We start from the raw sequence: 22,809 nt of genomic DNA, 5'->3' as shown, positions 1-22,809 counted from the left end.
GGGCGAGCATGGCGACGAGACAAGCAAGACCCCTGCCGATGGCGGCGGATCTCTATGGCGATATCGAGCCGTCGCCCAAATCGAACTGGCGGGGCTATTTTCCCGGCCTCGCGATCGTGGCGGCGGGGACGCTCGCGGCCGCCTTTCTGTCGGATCATTATGGCGCGCCGCTGACCCTGATGGCGCTGCTCATCGGGCTCGCGCTCAATTTCCTCAGCGCGGATACGCGCCTCACCCCGGGGCTCGCCTTTGCCTCGCGCTCGCTGCTGCGCTGGGGCATTGTGCTGGTCGGGGTGCGCATCACCTTCGGGCAGATCGTCGCGCTTGGGCCGGTCGCTTTGCTGTGCGTGCTGGCGATCGTCGCGCTGACCATCGGCGCCGGCATCCTCGCCGCGCGGCGCTTCGGCTTCGATACCGCCTTCGGCACGCTCGCCGGGGGTGCGGTGGCGATCTGCGGGGCGTCGGCGGCGATGGCGCTGGCCACGACGCTGGGCGAAAAGCGCACCAGCCAGGCGCAGCTGACCATGGTGCTGGTCGGTATCTCCGCGCTGAGCGCACTGGCGATGGTGCTCTACCCGATCGCAGCGCACGCGCTGGCGATGAGCGACCTCAAGGCCGGCTTCATGCTCGGCGCGGCGATCCATGACGTCGCCCAGGCGCTGGGTGCGGGCTATTCCTATTCCAAGGATGCCGGCGACATCGCCGCGATCGTCAAGCTGACTCGCGTCGCCATGCTCGCGCCAGTGCTGGCGATCGTCGCTTTGTTCCTGCGCGGCGATACGTCGCGCGCGAAGGGGCCGGGCATTCCGTGGTTCGTGGTCGGTTTCTTCGTGCTTGCCGGGATCAATTCGTTTGGCGTGATCCCGGCGGTGGCGGCGAAAGGCGCGGAACAGATCGCCGCCGGCCTGCTCGCCGCCGCCGTGACCGCGACCGCGATCCGTTCGCCCTTGTCGCAATTGCTTGAGGCTGGGCCAAAGCCGCTGTTCGTGATTCTGGCGGCCACGTTGGTCGCGTTCCTGCTCGCGCTCGGGGCGGCGCTGGTTCTGGTGGGATAGCCTATTCGCGATTGCGGGTATCGAAGCGCGCCTCGCCGATATCGCCTTCGTACCGCGAAGCGAAATGAACAACGAGCCCTGCGACGGCGATCGTCAGCGCCACGACGATGGCGGGCGCGATGAAATCAACCCAGGCATGGGCGTTGGCGCCCAAATAGAGCGCAGCGGCAATGCCGGTCGCAACCACGACATTGCTGCCGCTACGGGCGGGCGAAGGCGGTAAAACGGGTGGAGCCGTTTTGCGTGCCCGCCACTGCAGACCCAGTGACACGGCGCCCAACAAGGCCAGGACGGCGAACGCGTAGAGTCGAAGATTACGAATCTCCGATGCATCGGGCAGGCCGATCCGGTCCAGATACAGCAGAATAAGAAAGGCGCCGGCGACAAGTGTCGAAAGCCAGCTGATGAATTTCGCCATGGCAGAGCTCATCGATATTTTCCATTCCGTATGCTCAGCTTTTCGTCCCAGCCATAAACGGCCCGGTCGAATCCCGCACCACCAGCTCGAACCCGATCTCGCGGCGCTCCACCGGCACATCCTCGCCCGCAAGCAACAGATCCGCCGCCTGATAGGCCATTTGCCGGGTCGGCTGGCGGATCGTGGTCAAAGGCGGCCAGACGAAGCCGGCCAGCGCAGTATCGTCGAAACCCGCGACCGACAATTGCCGCGGCACGCTGATCCCCCGCCGGTGCGCGACGGTCAGGGCACCGGCCGCCATATCGTCGCTCGACGCGAAGATCGCGCTCGGCGGCATGTCCAACGACAGCAATATGTCGGCGGCGGCGGCGCCCGAGGCGAAGTCGTAGCTGCCCTCGACCGTCAGTGCCGGGTCGAATGCGATGCCCGCCGCCTGCAGCGCCTTGAGATAGCCGTGCCGCCGTTGCGTGCTGGTGGCATAGCTCGGATGGCCTGCGATAAAGCCGATGCGGCGATGGCCAAGCCCGATCAGATGCGCGGTCATCTCCTGCGCTGCGCGCTCATTGTCGATGAAGGTCGATGAGGTCAGGTCGACATCGCCGCCCGGCGAAATGCGCACGAAGCGCACGCCGCGCTGCGCGAGCAGGTCGAGCACCGCCGGATAATCGGTCACCGGCGGGGTCAGGATTAATCCATCCACATTGGTTGCATCGACCAGGCTCTCGACATCATCGAGCAGGGTGGCGGAGTTGCGGTCATAGGGCTGCGCGATCATCCGCACTCCGTCGATCACGCAGCGATCACGAATTCCGGACTGCATTTCATAGACATAATAAGGGCTTGGATTGTCGCAGATCAGCGCGATCTGGAAACTGCGGCGCCCGGCGAGCGAGCGGGCGGCGGTGCTGGGGCGGAAATTGAGCAGCGCGACCGCCTCTTGCACCCGTGCGCGTGTCTCCACACCGACATAACGCTCATTATTGAGGACGCGCGATACCGTCTTGATCGAGACCCCCGCTTCGCGGGATACGTCCTTGATGGTCGCACGCACTTTGTCGCTCCGCAGTTTCGCTTCGCCATCGGGTGTGCCCGACCGGGCTGCTCACGTCCATCCCCGGCCAATCGCTTGCAGTCACTGTTCTATCGATGTAATACAGTCCTCCGCCAAGCTGGCGGGCTGACTCGGAAACGATCGAACCAGATGCGCCCCTATCCCTTCGATCCGGCCACTGCGCCGTCCGGCAATCGTCCCGCCGGCACGCCCGCTCGCGGGGACCGGTCGCCGCTCGAACTGTCCGACGGCCTGCCGCCGCCGGACGGCTATGGCGGCCAGGATCCCAATAGCGAGGGCTATAGTTCGAACCTGCCGGTGCCGTACCGGCGCTCGCGCTGGCGCTGGCCGCTGCGCATCCTGGGCGGCGGGATCATCCTGTTCGTACTGGCGGTGATCTGGCTCGCGATCACGGCGCCCTTGTCCAAGTCGCTCGAGCCGCTGACCCCGCCAAGCATCACCCTGCTGGCCGAGGACGGCACGCCGATCGCACGGCGCGGGGCGATCATCGGTACCCCGGTCGATGCGTCGAAACTGCCCGCCAACGTCACCAACGCATTCCTCGCGATCGAGGACCGGCGCTTCAAATCACATTGGGGCGTCGATCCGCGCGGCATCGCGCGCGCCTTCTGGCACAATATGACCAGCAGCGGGCGCAGCCAGGGCGGCAGCACGATCACGCAGCAGCTCGCCAAGAACGCGTTCCTCGATTCGGACCGCACCGCGGCGCGCAAGATCCGCGAAGTGATGATCGCCTTCTGGCTCGAGGCATGGCTGTCGAAGAACGAGATCCTCTCGCGCTATCTCTCGAACGTCTATTTCGGCGACAATGTCTATGGCCTGCGCTCTGCCGCGAAACATTATTTCAGCCGCGATCCGGAGGACCTGTCGATCGCCCAGGCGGCAATGCTCGCCGGGCTGGTCAAGGCGCCGTCGCGCCTCGCCCCGACGGTCAATCTGAAGGGCGCGCGCGACCGGCAAAAGCTGGTGGTGGGGGCGATGGTCGATGGCGGTTTCCTCGACAAGGCAGTGGCCGCCGACGTGTCGCCGGCACGGCTGGCGATGAGCACCACCAAGCAATTGCCCGACGGTACCTATTTCGCCGACTGGGTCCTGCCCGAGGCGCGCGACCGCGCCGGCGAGATCGCGACCGAGACCACGGTCAAGACGACGCTCGACCGGCGGCTGCAAAAGGCCGCGGAACGCGCGGTGCGCAGCGCCGGCCTGAAACAGGCGCAGGTCGCTTTGGTCGCGATGCGCCCCGATGGCCGGGTCGTCGCGATGGTCGGCGGCAAATCCTATGCCGACAGCCCGTTCAACCGCGCGGTGCAGGCGCGGCGCCAGCCCGGTTCGGCGTTCAAATTGTTCGTCTACCTCGCCGCGATGCGCAGCGGCCTGACGCCGGATTCTAAGATCGAGGATGAGCCGATCACCATCGCCGACTGGTCGCCGAAGAACAGCGATGGCCGGTACGAGGGCGAGATCACGCTGCGCCGCGCCTTTGCCAAGTCGAGCAATGTCGCCGCCGCACGGCTGATCCAGCAGGTCGGGGTGAAGACTGTCATCCGCGCCGCGCGCGATCTGGGCATTTCGACCCCGATCGCCAATGAAGCGACGATCGCGCTCGGCACCTCGACCGTGTCGTTGCTCGAACTGACCTCGGCCTATGCCGCGGTCGCGGCGCAAAGCTATCCGGTCCGCGCCTCCGGGCTTGAGCCGAGCGGCGAGCGCAGCTGGCTGCAGAGCCTGACTCAGGGCGGGCGTCCGCTCACCGGCGCGGTGCACGACCATATGCTCGACCTGCTCTCCGCTTCGGCCGAGACCGGCACCGGGCGCCAGGCGGCGCTGTCGGTCAAGACCTATGGCAAGACCGGCACGACGCAGGATAATCGCGATGCGCTGTTCATCGGCTTTGCCGGTGACCTGGTGGTCGGGGTGTGGGTCGGCAATGACGACAACAAGCCTAATGCCGGCCTGTCGGGCGGCGGCATCCCGGCGCGGGTCTGGCGCGACTTCATGATGCGCGCGCTGAACGTCGGCCCGGCCGTGGCGCCGGTCACCGAAACCGCGGATAACGAGATGGAGGTCGATCTCGGCAACCAGCTCGGGCTGGACGGGATCGAAGCCCCGATCGAGGAGGCGATCGACGGGCTTGGCCTCAACCTGCGCGTTGGCCCCGATGGCAGCATCGAGCTCAACCGCTCGAACCGCGATCGCAGCGACCGCCCGCGCCGCGAGGACCGCGCGCCGCGGGGTGACGAGCCGCCACCCGACGAACCGCCGCTCGATCCGCGCTAGGATAATAGTCGGATCGACTGGAATCGCCCAACCACCGTTCGGGCTGAGCCTGTCGAAGCCCAATCGCTACCCATGCTCCCCTTCGACTGCCCGCAAGGCAGGCGCTCAGGACAGGCTTTGACAGGCTCAGGGCGAACGGCGGGGTGGGTCAACCTAATTCGGAACGGCCCTATCGGCACGGTTGACGGGACCCGGGCGGCGCAGCAAGGCTCCGTCCATGCGCTTCTTCTCCGACAATGCCGCCCCGGTTCACCCCGCTGTCTTTGCGGCGCTCGAACAGGCCAATACGCTTGATACCGCCTATGACGGCGATGGCTGGAGCCGCCAGCTCGACCAACGCTTCTCCGACCTGTTCGAGGCGAAGGTGCGCGCATTGTGGGTGCCGACCGGCACCTCGGCCAATTGTCTCGCGCTCGCCGCACTCTGCCCGCCGCACGGCGCGGTGGTGTGTCATCATGATGCGCATATCCAGAATGACGAAGGCGGCGCGCCGGGCTTCTACACGCATGGCGCAAAGCTGCTGCTCGGCAAGGGCGACGGCGCGAAACTGACTCCGGCCAGCATCGCCGCGGTGCTCGATCCGATCCGCAACGACGTCCATCAGGTCCAGGCGCATGCGATCTCGATCACCAATGCGACCGAATATGGTTGCGTCTATACCCCCAACGAAGTGGCGGCGATCGGCCATCTCGCGCGCGAACGCCGGCTCGGGCTGCACATGGACGGCGCGCGCTTCGCCAATGCGGTGGCGCATCTCGGCTGCACCCCGGCCGACCTGACCTGGCGCGCCGGAGTCGATGCGCTGAGCTTCGGCTTCGTCAAGAATGGTGGGATGAGCGCCGAGGCACTGATCTTCTTCAGGCCTGACCTGGCCCCCGAACTGTTCGACGCGACGCTCTATCGCCGCAAGCGCGCCGGGCTGCTGCTGTCAAAGGGCCGCTATCTCGCGGCGCAGATTCATGCGTTGCTCGACCATGACCTGTGGCTCGACAATGCGCGGGCGTCGAATGCCGGGGCAAGGATGCTGGCCGAGGCGGCGGGCGACCGGCTGGTCTATCCGGTCGAGGCGAACGAGGTGTTCCTGCGCGTCACCGCCGCGGAGGCCGAGAAATTGCGCGCCAAGGGCTTTGATTTCTACGACTGGGGCGTTGGCGAGGCACGGCTGGTGACCTCCTGGGATCACCAGCCCGACGCGATCCGCCCGCTCGCCGAGGCGATTGCCGCGCTTTAACACGATCGATCAATGGCCCGCATGATCGCCAGCGAAGAAGAGGTTCACGCCGAGCCGCCGAGCCGCAGAGATGGCCGCCAGCGGTAACCCAGCGGTAACAATGCGTCGAAAACAATATCCGCAAGATCTCCGCGGCTCGGCGTAAACCATCTTACGTGATCGTCACAGTGGCTCAGGACGAACGGCTGGCGTTCGCCCTGAGCACTATTCCTTACAGACTGAAGCGCAACGTCGCGCGGATATCGCGCCCGGCAAGCGGGGCGAAGTCCTTCAGGAAGCTCGCATGGCGGCGCGCATCGACATCGAAGATGTTGTTGGCGCTGATGTCGAGCGTGGTCTTGTTGTCGGCGCCGAACGGCTTGAACGAAATCGCCGCATTGACCATCGTATAGCCCTTGGTCGGGGTCTCGAATGCGGTCACGCGGTTCTGGTCGAACACATGCTCGGCCTCGAGCCGGCCAGTGATGCGGTCCGATTGCGCCTCGATCCCGCCGAGCACGCGCGGTGCCGGGATGCGCGGGATCGGGCCCTGGTCGACGATATTGGCATGGACATAATCGCCCAGCGCATCGACGTTGATCTTATAGTCGCCGATCCGCGTCAGCAGCACTGAGCCCTGCGCCTCGAAGCCATAATAGCGCGCATCGGCCTGGCTGAACTGGAAGCAGGGGAATTCGACCTCGCGGCCGCTCGGCGCGGCGGCGGCTTCGCACACCGCCTGATCGACCTGGTTCTCCGAGATATAGTTGGAGAATTTATTGTAATAGGCCGACGCGTCGAAGCTGTAGCCCTCGCCATGCGCGTGCAGCGTGGCTTCAAGCCCCCAGCTCTTTTCGATCCGGAAATCGGCGCTGCCCAGCTCATAGGCCTGGGTCCCGGCATGGCCGCCATTGGCGAATAATTCCTCCGCCGACGGCGCGCGCTCGGTATGCGACAGGTTGAGCCCGACGCGAATCCCGTCGCTCAGGCCATAGGACGCGCCGATCGAGCCCGACAGCGCCTCGAAATGGCGGCTGCCGCGGAAGAAGCGCAAATCGTCGACCGGCGTGCGCGACGCGACATCGGTCAATTCGTAGCGCAGCCCGCCCTCGGCCTTGAATGCGCCGAGATCGAGCTGCTGCAGCGTGAAGAAGCCGGTCTGGTTGGTCTCGTTCTTGGGCAGAAACGCCTCGTCGCCCTTCACGTCGAAGATGCGGTTGAAGAACTGCACGCCCGATGCGCCCTTCCAGCCGCCATGATCGGCCTGAATCACCTCAAGCCGGCCTTCCAGGCCCTTGTTGTAGAAGGCTGTGCCGACCGAGCCGTCTTCTTCCAGCTCGAAATGGCGATAGCTTGCCTGGCCGGCGCGAATCTTGATCTTGTCGAGGAAGCCGCCGCCGGTCTCGACTTCGCCGCGCAGGTCGACGCGGTTCTGCACCACCGACAAACGCGGCGCTTCCTGCCCTTCGCCCGGCAAGGTCGCATAGCGGATCGGTACGCCGTAAAGGCTGTCATAATGGCTGTAGGAAATGCCGAGATTGCCGGTGTCGGTGATGATCGTCGCGCCGGCGCCGGCGGTCCAGGTCTCGCTCGACGAATTGGGCAGCTTGCCCTTGATCGCGGCATTGGCGGCATAATCGATCGGCTCGGGATCGGCCGGGTCGACCGGCAACAGGCTGGTCGCGAGCGCTTCGCGGCGGCGCTCGGGCGTCAGGGCATAGCCGCCGATGCGCAGGTCGCCGCTCTTCGAATAGGAGCCGTCGGCATGGAGCACGAGATGCTGGCCGACCGCGACATCGCCCGCGCCGCCGATCGTGCGCTCATCGGCTGCCGAACCATAAGTGGCGGTGCCGCTGAACCGATAGCCTTTTTCCGGCACGCTGCGCGGAATGCGCGTGTCGATGACGTTGACCACGCCGCCGACCGCAGAGGAGCCGAACAGCAGCGCCGATGGGCCGCGCAGCACTTCGATGCGCTCGGCGAGCAGCGGATCGATGATCACGGCATGGTCGACCGAGGTGTTGGACACGTCGATCGATCCGATCCCGTCGGTCAGCACGCGGATGCGCTCACCCTGGAAACCGCGCAGGATCGGGCGCGAGGCGCTCGGGCCGAAGGACGTCGCCGAAACACCGGGCAGCTTGGCCAGCGTTTCGCCGATCGTCGGCTTCAGGCTGCGCGTCAGCTCGTCGCCGGACAGGACCGATGTGCCCGACAGGACATCCGCTTCGCTCTGCTCGAACGGCGCAGTGATGATGATGTCGCGGCTGTCGTCGTTCTTCGCTTGTGCGGGCGCATCGGTGGCGGTGTCGGCAGTGTCCTGGGCAAGCGCCGGTTGAGCGAAGGCAAAAACGAGCGCGGGGACGGAAGCGGTGCTGGCGAGCAGGAGGCGGCGAATCATGAGGACCCTTTCTTATTTGTGCGGCGCCTTAAATGTAATGGTATAAAGTCACAAGATGCTTCGTCGTTGCCTTGGCACGCTCTGGCTAGGATAGGGGGCAGATCGTCGTTCAAGGAGAAACCGATGCCCCGCCTGCGCTCGTTGCTGTTCGTTCCCGGCGACCGTCCCGACCGGATGGAGAAGGCATTGGGACTCGGCGCCGATGTGCTGATCCTCGATCTGGAGGATTCGGTCAGCCCCGCGGCCAAGCCGGCGGCGCGAGAGGCGGTGGCCGAATTTCTGTGCCGGCCGCGCACCGCGACGCTCTATGTCCGGGTCAATCCGCTCGACTCGGGGCTGATCGACGATGACCTGGCTGCGGTGCTGCCTGCCGGTCCTGATGGCTTGCTTTTACCCAAGGCCGAGGGCGCGGCGTCGCTCGCGGCGCTCGATGCGCGGCTATCCGAGTTTGCCGCGCCCGATGCGCAGCGGGCGGGCGAGGTCGCGATCCTGCCGATCGCCACCGAGACACCGGCGGCGATCTTTTCGCTGGGCAGCTATGGCGGCGTCACCTCACGGCTCGCCGGGCTGACCTGGGGGGCGGAGGATCTGCCCGCCGCGATTGGTGCTGCGACCTCGCGAGAGGCCGATGGCAGCTATACCGCGCCCTATCAGCTCGCCCGCTCGCTCACCTTGTTCGGCGCGCATGCGGCGGGCGTGCCGGCGATCGAGACGGTCTATCCCGATTTCCGCGATCTCGACGGTCTGGCCGCCTATGCCGCGCGCGCGCGGCGCGACGGCTTTACCGGCATGATGGCGATCCATCCGTCACAGGTGCCGGTGATCAACGCCGCCTTCACGCCGAGCGAGGCGGAAATCGACCATGCCCGTCAGGTCGTTGCCCTATTCGAGGCAAACCCGGGCGCCGGCGCCTTGGCGCTCGACGGCAAGATGGTCGATGCGCCGCATCTGAAGTCGGCGAAGCGGCTACTGGCCGGGGTGTAATACCGAAACTCCGGCGCGCCTGAGCCGCGCCCAGGCGCCGATCGCCCACCAGCCGATCGCCCACAGCGTCCCGAACGCCCAGCCGCCGAGCACGTCGCTTGGCCAGTGCACGCCGAGATAGACCCGGCTCATGCCGATCGCGGTGACCAGCAACGCCGCGACGATCAGGATATAGCGGCGCGATCCGCCGCCCGGCGCGATCTGCATGATCAATGTCGCGATGGTCAGATAGGTGATCGCGCTGTTGGCGGCATGGCCGCTCGGGAAGCTCGCCGAGGAGACCTGGACGAGATGGTCGGTCAGGTCGGGCCGTGGCCGACCGACCAGCGACTTGACGATGCCGACCGCGATCGACCCGCTGATCGTGCCGCCCAGCACCAGCGCCAAGGTCAGCCATAGCCGCCTGACCGCAAGGAACCCGGCGGTGATCAGCACCACCAGCACCAGCACGGTCTCGCCGCCCAGCGCGGTCACATCGATCGCTGCCTGCTTCATCCAGAACGGGCCGACCGGCACGCCATGCGCCCCACCATGTCGCGCGGCGAGCAGGATCGCCGAATCGAAGGCGAAACGATGGCCGCGATCGATAAACAGGCCAATCAGCGTGACGATCAGCGCCGCCAGCGCGACCGCACCGCCCGCGGCGAGCAGCCAGGGCGGATGCCGTACGCCACCGGGAATCTCACCCGCGGCATCCGCGCCTTCGGCATGGAGTGGGTCTTCAGCGATCATGGAGGGGATCATGGCTGGTCTTGCGGCGATGGTCGAGGGAGGCCCGGCGACCATGATGCGGCATCGCCCGAACAATTTGGGATCGTGCGGGTCTGAGTGGAATAATTCTTCTCAAATCGATTTGGTTCAAATGCAACAGGCCAAATTCCACTGGCCGATTCAGGAAATGAAAACGCGATAACGCTGCTCATCGGAATATTTTTCCGGCGCTTCCAGAAGAGCTTTTCCTTGCGTCGGGACATGAATACGCTTCCCACCTACGCCGCGACAGGTTTCGCCCGTGCTGCTCGCTATGCATCCAAACTCCCTCTTGTCGAGGGCAACATAATGGCCTGATCCGGACGCCTCCTCACACCGCAGATGGCTGTCATCGATATGATTATCCAAGATGCAGGAGCGTGCGCGATTCGCCCTGGCAAAGAGTGTGACAGGCTCCTCTCCCAGGTTAACTCTGCGGCCACCTGGCTGAAGGCAGATGAAGCCGTATTTCAGCGATAAATCCAGTGAACATCCATAGGAAACAGGATCAGTCCGCCGATAGGCTCCCGTTCCTCTCGACTTTTCGCACAAAAACTCGAGGGCGTCGCTTAGCGAGCGGGAAATGCACCGTGTGCTCACCTCAGTAAAATAGCTCGCGTCGGACACTGCAGAGGCAAGTGCCGGCGCCGATCCTTCCGTTGTGGTCGGCGTCGCTGTCTTTGGTTCAGGAGAATTCTCGCCATCGTTGCCGGGAATCTTCTGCTGAGTCGGCATGTCAGCGGAATTCGGCATCTTGTTCGACCCTGTCGACAAAGCCGGCACCACACTCTGACGAGCGATAACCAGTTGCTCGTAGGTGAACCATGTTGCGGCAATCGCCACGATCAGGGCCAGAATAGTCCAAAACCGCGTTTCTTGCGTCAACGGGCAGCCTCCGGGAACGGATACCCGCAAAAACATATACGGCGTGATCGCGGGTTGCCAGGTCTTCGAGGTTGGAGAAGCAAAGACGCTGGTGACGATGCGCCGATACATTCCGGCCGAGGTCTGCCTGATCGTGCGGATGGCGGCCGCCTCTTGGCCCATGAGGATGGATACGATTCAGCGAATGCTAAGCGGCGATGGTGGGCCCGTCGGGATTCGAACCCGAGACCTACAGATTAAAAGTCCGTTGCTCTACCAACTGAGCTACGGGCCCCCACACATGCCGGGCAAGTGACGCGCGTTAGGGGCGCGACGCGCGCTGGTCAACCGCGCGCAGGCGGTAAGCGAGCTGCCGCACGCTCAGCCCGGTGACTGGATCGCGCCAGTCGGCGGCGACGCGGGCAAGCGGATCGAGCACGAAGCCGCGCGCGCGAAAGCCGATATGCGGGACGGTCAGGCCCGCTCCGCCCCAGCTGCCGCCCGACCACAGGATGATATCGAGATCGATCACCCGCGCGCCCCAGCGCCGCCCGCGCCGTCGCCCGAAATCGCGCTCGATCGCCTTCAGCCGCGCGAGCAGTGCGGGCGGATCATCCTTCGTCTCGACCAGGATGACGGTGTTGGCGAAGCGCCGGATCGACGGGCCGATCGGTGCGCTTGCGATGATCGGCGCAACCGCCACCACGCCAGTCAGGGCGCCGATCGCGGCGATCACCTCGGCTTCGGGACGGCCGTGGCGGCCCGGGCGGTTCGACCCGATGGAAATGGCATAAGTTGAGATCGGCACGGCAACCTGCGTATCGCGTTTCGATGAACTTCGCACCCAGCCCGATTCCGCAGACCGAAGCGCCGCATGATTGCCCGCGCTGCCCGCGCCTCGTCGCCTTTCGCGACGAGCTGCGCGTCGAGCATCCCGACTGGTGGAATGCGCCGGTCAATGCGTTCGGCGATCCCCAGGCCTGGCTGGCGATCGTCGGGCTCGCGCCCGGCAAGCACGGCGCCAACCGCACCGGACGGCCCTTTACCGGCGATCAGTCCGGGCCATTGCTGTACGATACGCTGGCCAAGTTCGGGCTGGCCAGCGGTACCTATGAGGCCAGGCCCGACGATTCGCTCCGGCTCGACGGCGCGATCATCATCAACGCGGTCAAATGCCTGCCGCCGCAGAACAAGCCGACGCCTGAGGAGACCCGAAACTGCCGCCCGTTCCTGGCCGGCCAGGCCGCGGCATTGCCCAAAGCGCGCGTCTACATCGCGCTCGGCCAGATCGCGCATCAGTCGGCGGTGAAGATCCTGGGCGGCAAGCTGCCCAAATGCCGCTTCGCGCATCTCGCCGAGCACCGCGTCCCCGACGGGCGCATCCTGATCGATAGCTATCATTGCTCGCGCTACAACCAGAATACCGGCCGGCTGACGGCGGAGATGTTCGAGGCAGTGTTCACGCGGGCGCTTGAGCTGCGGCCGGCATGAAGAAAATCCTTTTCGTGTGCAGCCAGAACCGGCTGCGCAGCCCGACCGCGGAACAGGTTTTCGCGTCGCGCCCCGATATGGAGGTCGACTCGGCCGGTACCAATCACGACGCCGACACCCCGCTCACCGCCGAACTGGTCGAATGGGCGGATATGATCTTCGTCATGGAGAGGACGCACCGCAACAAGCTGCAGAAACGCTTTCGTCCGGCTCTGAAACAGGCCGCATCATCTGCCTCGATATTCCCGACGATTATGACTTCATGCAGCCGGAGCTTGTGCGGCTGCTGAAGGTGAAGATGGCGCGCTATTTCCCGGATGTGCCGGCGCCGGATTGATGTCCCGCCTCGATTCAACCGGGCGGCGGCTTATGGCAGCGTTGAACCAGGCAATGCGTTCCGCGCGCCACCTGGCTCTTTCTCATGGTTGGTAAATTAGGCTGGCTGTTACGGCAGGTAACAGCGTGTGTCGCTGGCTGTTCGCTGGCTGTTCGCTGGCTGTTATGCTGGCTGATACCTGGCTGTTATTCGATAACAGCCAGCATGTCGCAAGTCTTTGGAAACAGGTGAAAATCGGAACGGAAAATCCAACTTAACAGCCAGCAAAAAATATTGTCGGCAATAACAGCCAGGAACAGCCAGCGAACCGGTCCGCCTAGATGTCCTGCACCAGCCGCCCGTAAAGCTCGGGCCGCCGGTCGCGGAAGAAGCCGAACGCGGCGCGGTGGCGCTTGACCCGGTCGAGATCGATCGTCGCGGTGATCACGCCGGTTTCCTCCCGGCCCAGCTCGGCGAGAATGTCGCCGCGTTCATCGGCGATGAAGCTCGTGCCGTAGAATGTCTGGCCATGCTCCACGCCGATGCGGTTGGCGGCAACGATCGGCACGACGTTCGACACGGCATGGCCGACCATCGCGCGGCGCCACAGTCGTGCGGTGTCGAGCGATGTGTCGTGCGGCTCGCTGCCGATCGCGGTCGGATAGAACAGGATCTCCGCGCCCATCAGCATCATCGCGCGCGCGGTTTCGGGATACCATTGGTCCCAGCAGATCCCGACGCCCAAGGTCGCGGAGGGGCCCGGCCAGACCTTGAAGCCGGTATTGCCGGGGCGGAAATAGAATTTCTCCTCGTAACCGGGACCGTCGGGGATATGGCTCTTGCGATAGACGCCCATCACCTGGCCGTCGGGGCCGATCATCGCCAGGCTGTTATAATGGTGCGGACCGTCCGCCTCGAAGAAGCTGGTCGGGATATGGACCTTGAGCTCGGCCGCGAGCTTTTGCATCGCCAGCACTGCCTTATGCTCGGCGGTGGGCTTGGCATTGGCGAACAGGCCCTCATCCTCGACGCGGCAGAAATATTCGCCCTCGAACAATTCGGGCGGCAGGATCACTTGCGCACCCTTCGCCGCGGCCTCGCGCACGAGGTCGGAGACATGGGCGATGTTCGCGTCCATATCATCGGTAAAGGCGAGCTGAAGTGCGGCGACGGTGATTTCGGTCATGGGAGCGTACTTAGCGGTTCGGCGTTGGGTTTCAAATCGAGGGACAGAATATGGATCGGTTTTTCGAAGCGGTGGCGCAGAAAGTGGCAAGCTGGGCGGGCCGCCCGCCCGCGTTCATGCTGGCGTTCCTGGTGGTTGCTGTGTGGGGCATTACCGGGCCGGTGTTCCATTATTCCGACACCTGGCAGCTGGTGATCAACACCGGCACCACGATCGTCACCTTCCTGATGGTGTTCCTGATCCAGAATGCGCAGAATCGCGATGCCAGCGCGATTCAGGCCAAGCTCGATGAACTGATTCGCGCCAATGCCGAGGCGCGCACCGACTTTATCGGCATCGAGCATCTGACCGAAAAGGAACTGGAGAAGATCAAGGCCATGCTTGAGCGCGAATGCGGTGACGATGCGACGCATCATGAATCGATCGAACGCATGCTGGCGCGGCTATGACCGAGGGGAGCTGTCATTGCGGGACGGTGCGCTTCACCGTGCCGGCGCCGCCGGTCGAGGTGACCGAGTGCCATTGCTCAATCTGTACCAAGCTCGGCTCGCTCTGCTGCTATTATCCGCCTGATCAGTTCGCCATCACTCAGGGCGAAGCGGAATTGTCGATCTATCAATGGGGCGACCGGCTGCTCGATTTCCGCTTCTGCTCACGGTGCAGCGCGATGATCGGCTGGCGCATCCATCCGGGGCTGGAGGAGGAATGCTATCCCGGTGGCGCCGGCGCCAAGGTCGGGGTCAATGCGCGACTGATCGACGGGATCGACGCACGGGCCCTGCCGCGCCGGGTCATCGCCGGCCCCAGTTGACTGATCAGGCTGGGATCTGCTGGCTGATACAGTGGAAACTGCCGCCGCCGGTCAGGATATGGTCGGCGCGCAGGCCGACCGTCTCGCGGTCCGGGAACAGCGCACCGATCGCCACCACCGCCGCCGCGTCGTTGGGCGCGCCATATTGCGGCACCACCACCGTCGCATTGCCGATATAGAAATTCATATAGCTGGCCGGCACGATCTCGTCGTCGCGCAGCACCCGGCCGGGCGAGGGGATCGGCACGATCTCCACCTCATGCCGTGCCGCGGCGCGCGCGGCGTGCTGATAGACCAGCCAGTTGGGGTCATTGTCGGCCGCGACCGGGATGGCGAGCTTGCCCGGTGCCACGAAGCGCGCGAGATTGTCGATATGCCCGTCGGTATGGTCGTGCATCAGCCCTTCGCCGAGCCAGATCACCTGCGAAAAGCCGAGATCCTCGAGCAATCGCGCCTCGATCTCGCTCCGCGACAGGCCGGGATTGCGGTTATGGTTGAGCAGGCATTGCTCGGTCGTCACGACCAGGCCGGTGCCATCGCTGTCGATCGCGCCGCCCTCCAGGATCCAGTCGCAGCGCTCGGCACGGATGTTGCGCCGCGCGGCCAGCCGCGCGCCGATATCGTCATCGCCGGGCAGGTCGTACTTGCCGCCCCAGCCGTTGAAGCCGAAATCGCGCGCGCTGTGATCGCTGAGGAGGATCGCCGCGGTGTCACGCAGCCAGATATCGCCGAACGGTTCGACCACGACCTCGGCGATGTCCCCGGCCATGGCCTGGGCGGTTTCCCCCGCCTCGGCATCGGCGGCGACCAGGATAACGCGCTCGCCCCGCCCCTCGGCATGGACGGCGCGGGCAAAGGCGGTGACCTCCGCGCGCGCCGGTTCCAGGTCGTCGAGCCACAGTTCAGGATGGCTCGGAAAGCCGATCCACACGGCCTTGTGACGGGCCCATTCGGCGGGCTGGGTAATGCGTTTCGGCATCGGCTATCCCTTACTTCGCGCCGGCCCGGCTCTGGTCGCGAATGCTGCGGAATTCGGCGCTTGGGTACCAGTTGGGCCAGCGATCGCTGTCGGCCAGGCTATGGCCGAGCGCGTAATAGATGCGCAGGTCGGACAGGGCGCCGTTCCAGTCCCATTTGGCGTCATATTCGTCCTGCGGCTTGTGATAGCGGTTGATGATATAATCCTCGGTCGCCGCCTTGCCCGCTGCGGTGCCGCCGACCACCAGATCCTCGCCGCTCTCGCCATAAAGCATCGGTACGCCGAGCTTGGCGAAGCTGAAATGGTCGGAACGGTAATAGGAGCCGCGTTCCGGATTGGCTTCGAGCGTGATGACCCGGCCTTCGGCGGCGACCATTGGCTTGACCAGATCCTCAAGCTCCGACTTGCCCGCGCCGACCAGCACGAAGTTCTTTGCCTTACCGATCACGTTGAGCCCGTCCATATTGACCCCACCGACCGTCTGGGCGAGCGGGAAGATCGGGTTCTCGGCATAGAATTTCGACCCGAGCAGCCCTGATTCCTCGCCAGTCACGGCCAGGAACACCTGGCTGCGCTTGGCCGGCCCTGCCTTCACCGCCGCCTCGGCCAGCGCGACCAGGCCGGCGGTGCCGGAGGCATTGTCGACCGCGCCGTTGCAGATATCGTCGCCCTTGATCGCATCGCAGCGGCCGAGGTGATCCCAATGCGCCGAATAGAGCACCACTTCGTCCGGCTTGGTCGTGCCCGGCAGGATGCCGACGACATTCTTCGACGCCTGGCGGCGGATCGTATTGGTGAAGCTAACCGATGCCTTCACGCCGAGCGGTACGGCCTTGAACCCCTTGATCGCCGCTGCCTTCGACAGGGTGGCGAGATCCTGGCCGGCACTGGCGAACAACGCTTCGGCGACGGGTTTCTGGATCCAGCCGATCGCCTCGCTCTGGTCGAGATGGTCGCCCGGCGTATCCTGTTCGAGCTGCGGCCCGGTCCAGCTCGACTGCACCACGCCCCAGCCATAGGCGGCGGGTTCGGTATCATGGACGATGATCGCCGCGGCGGCGCCCTTTCGCGCGGCTTCCTCGAATTTGTAGGTCCAGCGGCCATAATAGGTCATCGCCCGGCCGCCGAAATCGCCGTCGAGCGTCATCGTGCGCCAGTCGGGGTCATTGACCAGGATGACCACGGTCTTCCCCTTCACGTCCACGCCGGCATAGTCGTTCCAGCCGCGCTCGGGCGCGTTGATGCCGTATCCGACAAAGACCATGTCGCTGTCCTTGATCGCGACCTTAGGCGTGACGCGGTAAGTGCCGATCACCAGGTCGGTGCGATAGGCGGCCGATATCGGGGTCTTGCCACCGGTGATGGTCAGCGGGCTCACGTCACTCGCGGTGATCTCGACCAGCGGTACGTCCTGGTACCAGCTGCCCTTGTTGGCGGGCTTGAGCCCCGCCTTCTTGAAGCGCTCGACGATATAGCCGGTGGTCTTGTCCTCGGCCGGGGTCGCCGGTGCGCGGCCCTCAAAGGCGTCGGAAGCCAGGGTCTGCGTCACGTCCTTCAGCGTCTCGACCGATATGGCCGGCGCCGGTGCGTCTTTGGCGAGCGCGGGGGCGGCGATCAGCATGCCTGACAGGGCCAGCGACGAAACCAGCAGGGGTGACAGGCAGGCGGAAACGCGCATGGTCATGCTCTCCGGAATATGATGAGGTTGGTCCGGGCGCGTTCTGACAGTCCGGGCGGTGCCGCGCAAGACGATCGGGTTCGGCCGCGATGGTTATTGCTCGCCCGATGCCCGCTGCTAAGCTGAATGAGTTACGTGGGGAAACGGGGGCTTTTACGACATGGTTCGCTATTTACTGGCTACGGTTGCGGCCGTTGCCCTGACACCTTCGGCCTATGCGGCGAATGAGGTTGCGGCGAAATTCGGTGTCCGTGAGGGCGTGCAGCAGATGAGCCTTTCGCCAGACGGCACGAAGGTGGCGATCATCTCGCCGGTCAAGGGCCGGGGCGCGGCTTTGTTGATCGGGGATCTCGTCAAGGGTGGGCAGCCCAAGCCGATCCTGCATTCGACCGGCGATCCGGATCGGCTGACGGATTGCCACTGGGCGAGCGACACAAGGCTGATCTGCCGGGTGCATATGGTCATTCCCGGGACCCAGACCGTGAAGGCCCTGAATTTCACCCGCGTGGTCGCGATCAACAGCGATGGCAGCGGCATACGCCAATTGACCGTGGACACTAATGGCCGGTCGCTTGGTATCGTCCAGGACGGCGGCGTCGTGATTGACTGGCTGGCGGACGGCACCAGCGGCAAGGTGCTCATGACCCGAGTGTTCGTGCCGGAGGAATCGACCGGAACGCGGCTTAGCCAGACCAAGGAGGGGCTGGGCGTCGAACAGGTCGATCCGGTGAAGAACGAACACCGGATCATCGTCCAGCCAAACCGGGCGGCGGCCGAATATATCACCGATGGGCACGGTACGGTGCGCGTGATGGGCATGCAGTCGAGCAATAGTTCGGGATATGACAAGGACCATATCGATTATCGCTACCGCCTGGCGGGGAGCGATGGTTGGAAGCCGCTCGGAACGCTTAAGTTGAACGCCGGATCGGATAGCGGTTTCAATCCCTATGCCGTCGACCGTGACCTCAACGTGGTTTACGGCTTTGACGGCAAGGACGGCCGTCGCGCGCTGTTCAGCATCAGCCTGGACGGCACATTGAAGCGTGACCTGGTACTCGCGCGGCCGGATGTCGATGTCGATGGCTTGATCCGGGTCGGTCGCCAGAACCGGGTGGTCGGAGCGACATTCGTCACGGATCGCCGCGAAAGCGAATTCTTCGATCCGGAGTTGCGCAAGCTGCGCGTGTCGCTCGGCAAGGCGCTGCCGGGAAAGCCGCTGGTGACCTTCATTGATGCCAGCGCCGACGAACGCACGCTGCTGCTCGTTGCGGGCGGCGACACCAATGCCGGCCATTATTATGTCTATCACAAGGATAAACGGGCGCTTGAAGATGTGATGCCGGCACGGCCGGAGCTGGAGAAGGTGACGCTGGCAGCAGTCAAGCCAATCACGTTTCCCGCCGCCGACGGCACGTCGATCCCAGGTTATCTCACCTTGCCGCCGGGGAGCGATGGGAAGAATATCCCGGCGATCGTCATGCCGCATGGCGGTCCGGGCGCGCGTGATGAATGGGGCTTTGACTGGCTGGCGCAATATTTCGCCGCGCGGGGGTTTGCGGTGCTGCAGCCCAATTTCCGGGGATCGACCGGCTATGGCGATGCCTGGTTCCAGAAAAACGGCTTCCAATCCTGGCGCACGGCGATCGGGGACGTGAATGACGCCGGACGCTGGCTGAGCGCGCAGGGGATAGCGGCGCCGGGCAAGCTGGCGATCGTCGGATGGTCCTATGGTGGCTATGCCGCACTGCAGTCGGCAGTACTCGACTCCAGCCTGTTCAAGGCGATTGTTGCGATCGCGCCGGTCACAGATCTCGAAGCGCTACGCCTCGAAGCGCATGATTTTACCAACTTCGCCCTGGTCGATGCCTTTATCGGCAAAGGTCCGCATGTGTCGCAAGGGTCGCCGGCACGGAACGCCGGGCGCATCAAGGCGCCGGTCCTGCTGTTTCACGGTGACCTCGACACCAATGTCGGCATCCGTCAGTCGAGACTGATGGTCGAAAAGCTCAAGGATGCCGGTGGCAAGGTCGAATTGGTCGAGTTTCACGGCCTGGATCATCAGCTCGACGACGATATCGCGCGCACCGCGATGCTCGACAAAGCCGATCTCTTCCTGCGCCAGTCGCTCGGGCTGTAAACGAAAAAGGGCGGCCCTGACAGGACCGCCCTTTTCGACCTCGTCGGAACCAGATCTTAGCGCGAGTAGAACTCGACGACCAGGTTCGGCTCCATCTTCACCGGATAGGGCACTTCGTCGAGCGTCGGCACGCGGGTGAAGGTCACCTTCGCATTGCCGTCGGGCGCGACGTAGTCGGGAATGTCGCGCTCAGCGAGACCCTGTGCTTCCATCACCAGCGCCATTTCCTGCGCCTTGGAACCAAGCGTGATTTCCATGCCCGGAAAGCAGCGGCGCGATGCGATGTTGCACTTCACGCCGTTGACGCGGATGTGGCCATGCGAGACGAGCTGACGTGCAGCGAACACGGTCGGTGCGAACTTGGCGCGATACACGATCATGTCGAGACGCTGCTCGAGCAGGCCGATCAGGTTCTGGCCGGTATCGCCCTTCATCCGGGCGGCTTCATGATAGCAGGCGCGGAACTGCTTCTCGGTCACGTCGCCATAATAGCCCTTGAGCTTTTGCTTGGCGCGCAGCTGAATGCCGAAATCCGAAACCTTGCCCTTGCGGCGCTGACCGTGCTGGCCGGGGCCATATTCGCGCTTGTTGACAGGCGACTTGGGACGGCCCCAGATATTCTCGCCCATCCGGCGATCGAGCTTGTACTTTGCGCTTGAACGCTTCGACATGTGTAATTCCTTGCAAGTGCCAACAACAAGACCGGCGTCGCTGTGAGGCTAAGCTGATCGATACCCGGTCATCGCTCTGGCCGATCATGGATCGGGTCAGGGCCACCGCTTCACCGGGGTGCGGGGCCTTTTGCGAAGGCGGGCGGTTAGCGGGCGTGCGCGCGAGAGTCAAGTTGAGGAGTCACGCTGGACAGGCGTGCGTCGGCTCGCCAAGAGCGTGCGCATGAACGATACCATCCTTGCCGGCGCTGATTGCACGACGATGATCGAGGTGCGCCGCGGCGTCGATCAGGTCGATCGCGAACTGATCGCCCTGCTCGTTCGGCGGTTCGCCTATATGGACGCAGCCGCGCGGATCAAGCCGGAGCGCAGTGCAGTACGCGACGAAGCTCGCAAGGCACAGGTCATCGCCAATGCTCAAGCACAGGCCGAGGCGGCCGGGTTGCCCGGAGCGGCAATCGCCGCATTATGGGACAGGCTGGTCGAGACGTCGATCGCGTATGAGATGGACGCGTTCGATCGACGCTGACCCGGACAACCGTCCGGCTGATCCTATTGGCGCGGCGGCTTTGCCCGCTTCGCGCCCGCCAAGGCGCTCAACACACCGCGAAAGGTCCTGACTTCCTGGCTCGACCAGCCGGGCTTGGTCAGCAGGGTGCGCAGCGTACGCTTCGTCACCGGGGTGCGGTCGGGGGGGTAGAAGAAATGCGCCGCCTCGAGCATCGCATCGAGCTGCTGGATCATGCCCTCCAGCTCTTCATGCGGTGCGGGCTCGGGCAGCTCGGTTTCCGGGGGTGACGCAAGCACTGTCCCCTTCGACCATTCATAGGCGACCAGGATCACGGCCTGGGCGAGGTTGAGCGAGCCGAATTCGGCATTGATCGGCACGGTGATGATGGTGCGGGCGAGCGCGACATCGTCGGTTTCCAGGCCCGACCGTTCCGGCCCGAACAGGATCGCCGAGCGGCCCGGCGCGGCGTGGATATCGGTCGCGGCGCGCTCCGGCGTGACCACGGGCTTGGTCACGCCGCGCTTGCGCACCGTGGTGGCATAGACCTGGGCGCAATCCGCCACCGCGTCGGCGACGCTGTCGAACACCCGGGCCTGTTCGAGCACGATATCGGCGCCGCTGGCCGCGGGGCCGGCCGACGGGTTGGGCCAGCCGTCGCGCGGGGTGACGAGACGCATCTCGGTCAGCCCGAAATTGAGCATCGCGCGCGCTGCCTTGCCGATATTCTCGCCCAGTTGAGGGCGGACCAGAACGATGACGGGGGGCGGGGCCAGGTTGGCGTTCACCCCTTGCCCACCTCGCTCACATTGCCGGCGAATTCCTCGAAATCGCGCGCTTCGCGGAAATCCTTATAGACGCTGGCAAAGCGGATATAGGCGACCGAATCCAGGCCCTTCAGCCCCTCCATCACCATCTCGCCGATGCGCTGCGAATGGACTTCATTCTCGCCCTGGGTTTCCAGCTGCCGCTGGATACCCGAGACGAGCTTTTCGATCCGCAGCGCGTCGATCGGCCGCTTGCGCGCCGCGATCGAGACCGAGCGCAGCAGCTTTTCGCGGTCGAACGGTTCGCGCTTGTCCTCGCTTTTCAGCACATAAAGTTCGCGCAGCTGAATGCGTTCGAAGGTGGTGAAGCGCGCCGCGCATCCTTCGCACTGGCGCCGGCGGCGGATCGCCGCGCCGTCTTCGGTCGGACGGCTGTCCTTTACCTGGCTGTCTTCATGTCCGCAAAAAGGGCAACGCAAAAAATCAGTCCTTCGTCAGTTTCTGGAACGCCGCAACGCCGGCACCGACCATAGCGCCCGCCAGCGGGCCGATCAGTGGTACCGGCAGAGCGACGACCGCGCCGATCGCCGCGCCCTTGGCCATGCTGGCACCGAGCGTGCCGGGCTGGGCATGGCGTGCCCGCGCGTCGGCGGCGAAGGCGCGCGCGGCACGAATATCGTCATCGATCGCGCCGTCCGACACATGTGCCGGGTCCGGCCTGACCGATGGCGCAGTCTCCGCGACGGTCATGCCGCATTGCGCGCAGAAGCGCGCGGTCTTGGCGATGGTCGTGTTGCACGCCCGGCACTTCATATGGTCACATGCCCTCTGGATAGATCGGGAAGCGCGCGCACAATGCCTGCACGCGCTCGCGGACATTGGCTTCTACCTGTGCGTCGCCGGCTTCGCCATTCTTGCGCAAGCCGTCGAGCACGTCGGCGACCATATGGCCGATCTCGCGGAACTCGGCCGGGCCGAAGCCGCGCGTGGTGCCGGCGGGCGATCCGACGCGGATGCCGCTGGTCTTGGTTGGCGGCAGCGGATCGTTGGGAATGCCGTTCTTGTTGCAGGTGATGCCGGCACGCTCCAGCGCTTCGTCGGCGTCCTTGCCGGTCACGCCCAGTGGTGACAGGTCGATCAGCGCGAGATGCGTGTCGGTGCCGCCCGACACGACCTCTGCGCCGCGCTCCTTCAGCGTCGCGGCAAGGATCTTGGCATTCTCGATGATCGC

23 protein-coding genes, 1 tRNA gene and 2 pseudogenes are annotated in these 22,809 nt (G+C 64.7%); 11 read left to right on the top strand and 15 right to left on the bottom strand.

All coding sequences use genetic code 11. The features are described 5' to 3' along the window. The first annotated feature begins 8 nt into the window (after positions 1–8). Positions 9–1,055: a YeiH family protein gene (locus ACRECS_RS01275; RefSeq protein ID WP_431581142.1), complete on the top strand. Its 1,047-nt coding sequence runs from the start codon at positions 9–11 to the stop codon at positions 1,053–1,055. Between the two features lies 1 nt (position 1,056). On the opposite strand, the gene ACRECS_RS01270 is transcribed toward ACRECS_RS01275, so the two are convergent. Next, positions 1,057–1,473: a hypothetical protein gene (locus ACRECS_RS01270; RefSeq protein ID WP_431581141.1), complete on the bottom strand. Its 417-nt coding sequence runs from the start codon at positions 1,471–1,473 to the stop codon at positions 1,057–1,059. 34 nt (positions 1,474–1,507) lie between these two features. After that, positions 1,508–2,524: a LacI family DNA-binding transcriptional regulator gene (locus tag ACRECS_RS01265; RefSeq protein ID WP_431581140.1), complete on the bottom strand. Its 1,017-nt coding sequence runs from the start codon at positions 2,522–2,524 to the stop codon at positions 1,508–1,510. A gap of 150 nt (positions 2,525–2,674) precedes the next feature. Here ACRECS_RS01265 and ACRECS_RS01260 point away from each other — a divergent pair, with 150 nt between their 5' ends. Next, entirely contained in the window at positions 2,675–4,822 is a 2,148-nt protein-coding gene (locus ACRECS_RS01260) for a transglycosylase domain-containing protein (protein WP_431581139.1), read from the top strand. A 217-nt stretch (positions 4,823–5,039) separates the two neighbouring features. Continuing rightward, positions 5,040–6,053 (top strand): threonine aldolase family protein, encoded by a 1,014-nt coding sequence (locus ACRECS_RS01255; RefSeq protein ID WP_431581138.1) that lies wholly within the window; start codon positions 5,040–5,042, stop codon positions 6,051–6,053. A 211-nt stretch (positions 6,054–6,264) separates the two neighbouring features. Here the strand turns inward: ACRECS_RS01255 and ACRECS_RS01250 are convergent, their stop codons facing one another. After that, complete coding sequence (locus ACRECS_RS01250; protein WP_431581137.1) at positions 6,265–8,433, bottom strand: TonB-dependent receptor; 2,169 nt, start codon at positions 8,431–8,433, stop codon at positions 6,265–6,267. 123 nt (positions 8,434–8,556) lie between these two features. Here ACRECS_RS01250 and ACRECS_RS01245 point away from each other — a divergent pair, with 123 nt between their 5' ends. Continuing rightward, entirely contained in the window at positions 8,557–9,417 is an 861-nt protein-coding gene (locus ACRECS_RS01245; RefSeq protein WP_431581136.1) for an HpcH/HpaI aldolase/citrate lyase family protein, read from the top strand. On the opposite strand, the gene ACRECS_RS01240 is transcribed toward ACRECS_RS01245, so the two are convergent. The 4 genes from ACRECS_RS01240 to folK form a co-directional block, all read right to left on the bottom strand. After that, positions 9,400–10,149, bottom strand: coding sequence for a phosphatase PAP2 family protein (locus ACRECS_RS01240; RefSeq protein WP_431581135.1), 750 nt, complete (start codon positions 10,147–10,149; stop codon positions 9,400–9,402). The two genes, ACRECS_RS01245 and ACRECS_RS01240, sit on opposite strands and share 18 nt — an antisense overlap. Before the next feature lie 159 nt (positions 10,150–10,308). Then, the gene (locus ACRECS_RS01235; RefSeq protein WP_431581134.1) at positions 10,309–11,163 is read right to left on the bottom strand and encodes a hypothetical protein; all 855 of its coding nucleotides are present in this window, start codon (positions 11,161–11,163) and stop codon (positions 10,309–10,311) included. Positions 11,164–11,250: 87 nt separating this feature from the next. Continuing rightward, positions 11,251–11,326: transfer RNA gene (locus ACRECS_RS01230), tRNA-Lys, on the bottom strand. Positions 11,327–11,353: 27 nt separating this feature from the next. Then, entirely contained in the window at positions 11,354–11,839 is a 486-nt protein-coding gene (gene folK, locus ACRECS_RS01225) for a 2-amino-4-hydroxy-6-hydroxymethyldihydropteridine diphosphokinase (protein WP_431581133.1), read from the bottom strand. Positions 11,840–11,862: 23 nt separating this feature from the next. Here folK and ACRECS_RS01220 point away from each other — a divergent pair, with 23 nt between their 5' ends. The 3 genes and pseudogenes from ACRECS_RS01220 to ACRECS_RS01210 all read left to right on the top strand — a co-directional run bounded on the left by ACRECS_RS01220 (position 11,863) and on the right by ACRECS_RS01210 (position 12,859). Then, positions 11,863–12,522, top strand: coding sequence for a uracil-DNA glycosylase (locus tag ACRECS_RS01220; RefSeq protein WP_431581132.1), 660 nt, complete (start codon positions 11,863–11,865; stop codon positions 12,520–12,522). Further along, positions 12,519–12,581 (top strand): annotated as a pseudogene (locus ACRECS_RS01215) (phosphotyrosine protein phosphatase); the annotation flags it as partial. The gene ACRECS_RS01220 and the pseudogene ACRECS_RS01215, both read left to right, overlap by 4 nt. Positions 12,582–12,664: 83 nt before the next feature. Further along, positions 12,665–12,859 carry a hypothetical protein gene (locus ACRECS_RS01210; RefSeq protein WP_431581415.1) on the top strand — a complete coding sequence of 65 codons (195 nt, stop codon included), beginning with the start codon at positions 12,665–12,667 and terminating at the stop codon, positions 12,857–12,859. Positions 12,860–13,175: 316 nt separating this feature from the next. On the opposite strand, the gene aguB is transcribed toward ACRECS_RS01210, so the two are convergent. Next, entirely contained in the window at positions 13,176–14,024 is an 849-nt protein-coding gene (gene aguB, locus ACRECS_RS01205; protein WP_431581131.1) for an N-carbamoylputrescine amidase, read from the bottom strand. 50 nt (positions 14,025–14,074) lie between these two features. Here aguB and ACRECS_RS01200 point away from each other — a divergent pair, with 50 nt between their 5' ends. After that, complete coding sequence (locus ACRECS_RS01200) at positions 14,075–14,473, top strand: low affinity iron permease family protein (RefSeq protein WP_431581130.1); 399 nt, start codon at positions 14,075–14,077, stop codon at positions 14,471–14,473. Beyond that, positions 14,470–14,835: a GFA family protein gene (locus ACRECS_RS01195; RefSeq protein ID WP_431581129.1), complete on the top strand. Its 366-nt coding sequence runs from the start codon at positions 14,470–14,472 to the stop codon at positions 14,833–14,835. The genes ACRECS_RS01200 and ACRECS_RS01195 overlap by 4 nt, the downstream gene beginning before the upstream one ends. Before the next feature lie 4 nt (positions 14,836–14,839). On the opposite strand, the gene ACRECS_RS01190 is transcribed toward ACRECS_RS01195, so the two are convergent. Next, positions 14,840–15,814 (bottom strand): agmatine deiminase family protein, encoded by a 975-nt coding sequence (locus ACRECS_RS01190; protein ID WP_431581128.1) that lies wholly within the window; start codon positions 15,812–15,814, stop codon positions 14,840–14,842. Positions 15,815–15,824: 10 nt separating this feature from the next. Continuing rightward, positions 15,825–17,498: a M28 family metallopeptidase gene (locus ACRECS_RS01185; protein ID WP_431581127.1), complete on the bottom strand. Its 1,674-nt coding sequence runs from the start codon at positions 17,496–17,498 to the stop codon at positions 15,825–15,827. 154 nt (positions 17,499–17,652) lie between these two features. Here ACRECS_RS01185 and ACRECS_RS01180 point away from each other — a divergent pair, with 154 nt between their 5' ends. Continuing rightward, on the top strand, positions 17,653–19,632 hold the full coding sequence (locus tag ACRECS_RS01180; protein ID WP_431581126.1) for an alpha/beta hydrolase family protein: 1,980 nt from the start codon (positions 17,653–17,655) through the stop codon (positions 19,630–19,632). A 56-nt stretch (positions 19,633–19,688) separates the two neighbouring features. Here the strand turns inward: ACRECS_RS01180 and rpsD are convergent, their stop codons facing one another. After that, entirely contained in the window at positions 19,689–20,303 is a 615-nt protein-coding gene (rpsD, locus tag ACRECS_RS01175) for a 30S ribosomal protein S4 (RefSeq protein WP_187761239.1), read from the bottom strand. 223 nt (positions 20,304–20,526) lie between these two features. Here rpsD and ACRECS_RS01170 point away from each other — a divergent pair, with 223 nt between their 5' ends. After that, a complete protein-coding gene (locus ACRECS_RS01170; RefSeq protein ID WP_431581125.1) occupies positions 20,527–20,832 on the top strand; it encodes a chorismate mutase in 306 nt (101 codons plus the stop codon). A 23-nt stretch (positions 20,833–20,855) separates the two neighbouring features. On the opposite strand, the gene ACRECS_RS01165 is transcribed toward ACRECS_RS01170, so the two are convergent. The 4 genes and pseudogenes from ACRECS_RS01165 to glyA all read right to left on the bottom strand — a co-directional run. After that, entirely contained in the window at positions 20,856–21,599 is a 744-nt protein-coding gene (locus tag ACRECS_RS01165) for an RNA methyltransferase (protein WP_431581124.1), read from the bottom strand. After that, a complete protein-coding gene (nrdR, locus tag ACRECS_RS01160; RefSeq protein ID WP_187761235.1) occupies positions 21,596–22,057 on the bottom strand; it encodes a transcriptional regulator NrdR in 462 nt (153 codons plus the stop codon). Before nrdR ends, ACRECS_RS01165 begins: the two co-directional genes overlap by 4 nt. 4 nt (positions 22,058–22,061) lie before the next feature. Next, positions 22,062–22,391 (bottom strand): hypothetical protein, encoded by a 330-nt coding sequence (locus ACRECS_RS01155; RefSeq protein ID WP_431581123.1) that lies wholly within the window; start codon positions 22,389–22,391, stop codon positions 22,062–22,064. A gap of 4 nt (positions 22,392–22,395) precedes the next feature. Further along, a pseudogene (gene glyA, locus ACRECS_RS01150) lies at positions 22,396–22,809 on the bottom strand (serine hydroxymethyltransferase); the annotation flags it as partial.

Origin of the sequence: Sphingomonas sp. (genome assembly GCF_050725575.1) — a bacterium.
GTDB lineage: Bacteria > Pseudomonadota > Alphaproteobacteria > Sphingomonadales > Sphingomonadaceae > Sphingomonas.
This window is presented reverse-complemented; position numbering and strand designations above follow the sequence as displayed.

Coding starts and splice junctions, on each gene's coding strand:
- ACRECS_RS01275 (WP_431581142.1), top strand. CDS start 9: ATGGCGACGAGACAAGCAAGACCCCTGCCGATGGCGGCGGATCTCTAT.
- ACRECS_RS01270 (WP_431581141.1), bottom strand. CDS start 1,473: ATGGCGAAATTCATCAGCTGGCTTTCGACACTTGTCGCCGGCGCCTTT.
- ACRECS_RS01260 (WP_431581139.1), top strand. CDS start 2,675: ATGCGCCCCTATCCCTTCGATCCGGCCACTGCGCCGTCCGGCAATCGT.
- ACRECS_RS01255 (WP_431581138.1), top strand. CDS start 5,040: ATGCGCTTCTTCTCCGACAATGCCGCCCCGGTTCACCCCGCTGTCTTT.
- ACRECS_RS01250 (WP_431581137.1), bottom strand. CDS start 8,433: ATGATTCGCCGCCTCCTGCTCGCCAGCACCGCTTCCGTCCCCGCGCTC.
- ACRECS_RS01245 (WP_431581136.1), top strand. CDS start 8,557: ATGCCCCGCCTGCGCTCGTTGCTGTTCGTTCCCGGCGACCGTCCCGAC.
- ACRECS_RS01240 (WP_431581135.1), bottom strand. CDS start 10,149: ATGATCGCTGAAGACCCACTCCATGCCGAAGGCGCGGATGCCGCGGGT.
- ACRECS_RS01235 (WP_431581134.1), bottom strand. CDS start 11,163: ATGTATCGGCGCATCGTCACCAGCGTCTTTGCTTCTCCAACCTCGAAG.
- ACRECS_RS01220 (WP_431581132.1), top strand. CDS start 11,863: ATGAACTTCGCACCCAGCCCGATTCCGCAGACCGAAGCGCCGCATGAT.
- ACRECS_RS01210 (WP_431581415.1), top strand. CDS start 12,665: ATGGGCGGATATGATCTTCGTCATGGAGAGGACGCACCGCAACAAGCT.
- aguB (WP_431581131.1), bottom strand. CDS start 14,024: ATGACCGAAATCACCGTCGCCGCACTTCAGCTCGCCTTTACCGATGAT.
- ACRECS_RS01200 (WP_431581130.1), top strand. CDS start 14,075: ATGGATCGGTTTTTCGAAGCGGTGGCGCAGAAAGTGGCAAGCTGGGCG.
- ACRECS_RS01195 (WP_431581129.1), top strand. CDS start 14,470: ATGACCGAGGGGAGCTGTCATTGCGGGACGGTGCGCTTCACCGTGCCG.
- ACRECS_RS01190 (WP_431581128.1), bottom strand. CDS start 15,814: ATGCCGAAACGCATTACCCAGCCCGCCGAATGGGCCCGTCACAAGGCC.
- ACRECS_RS01185 (WP_431581127.1), bottom strand. CDS start 17,498: ATGACCATGCGCGTTTCCGCCTGCCTGTCACCCCTGCTGGTTTCGTCG.
- ACRECS_RS01180 (WP_431581126.1), top strand. CDS start 17,653: ATGGTTCGCTATTTACTGGCTACGGTTGCGGCCGTTGCCCTGACACCT.
- rpsD (WP_187761239.1), bottom strand. CDS start 20,303: ATGTCGAAGCGTTCAAGCGCAAAGTACAAGCTCGATCGCCGGATGGGC.
- ACRECS_RS01170 (WP_431581125.1), top strand. CDS start 20,527: ATGAACGATACCATCCTTGCCGGCGCTGATTGCACGACGATGATCGAG.
- ACRECS_RS01155 (WP_431581123.1), bottom strand. CDS start 22,391: ATGAAGTGCCGGGCGTGCAACACGACCATCGCCAAGACCGCGCGCTTC.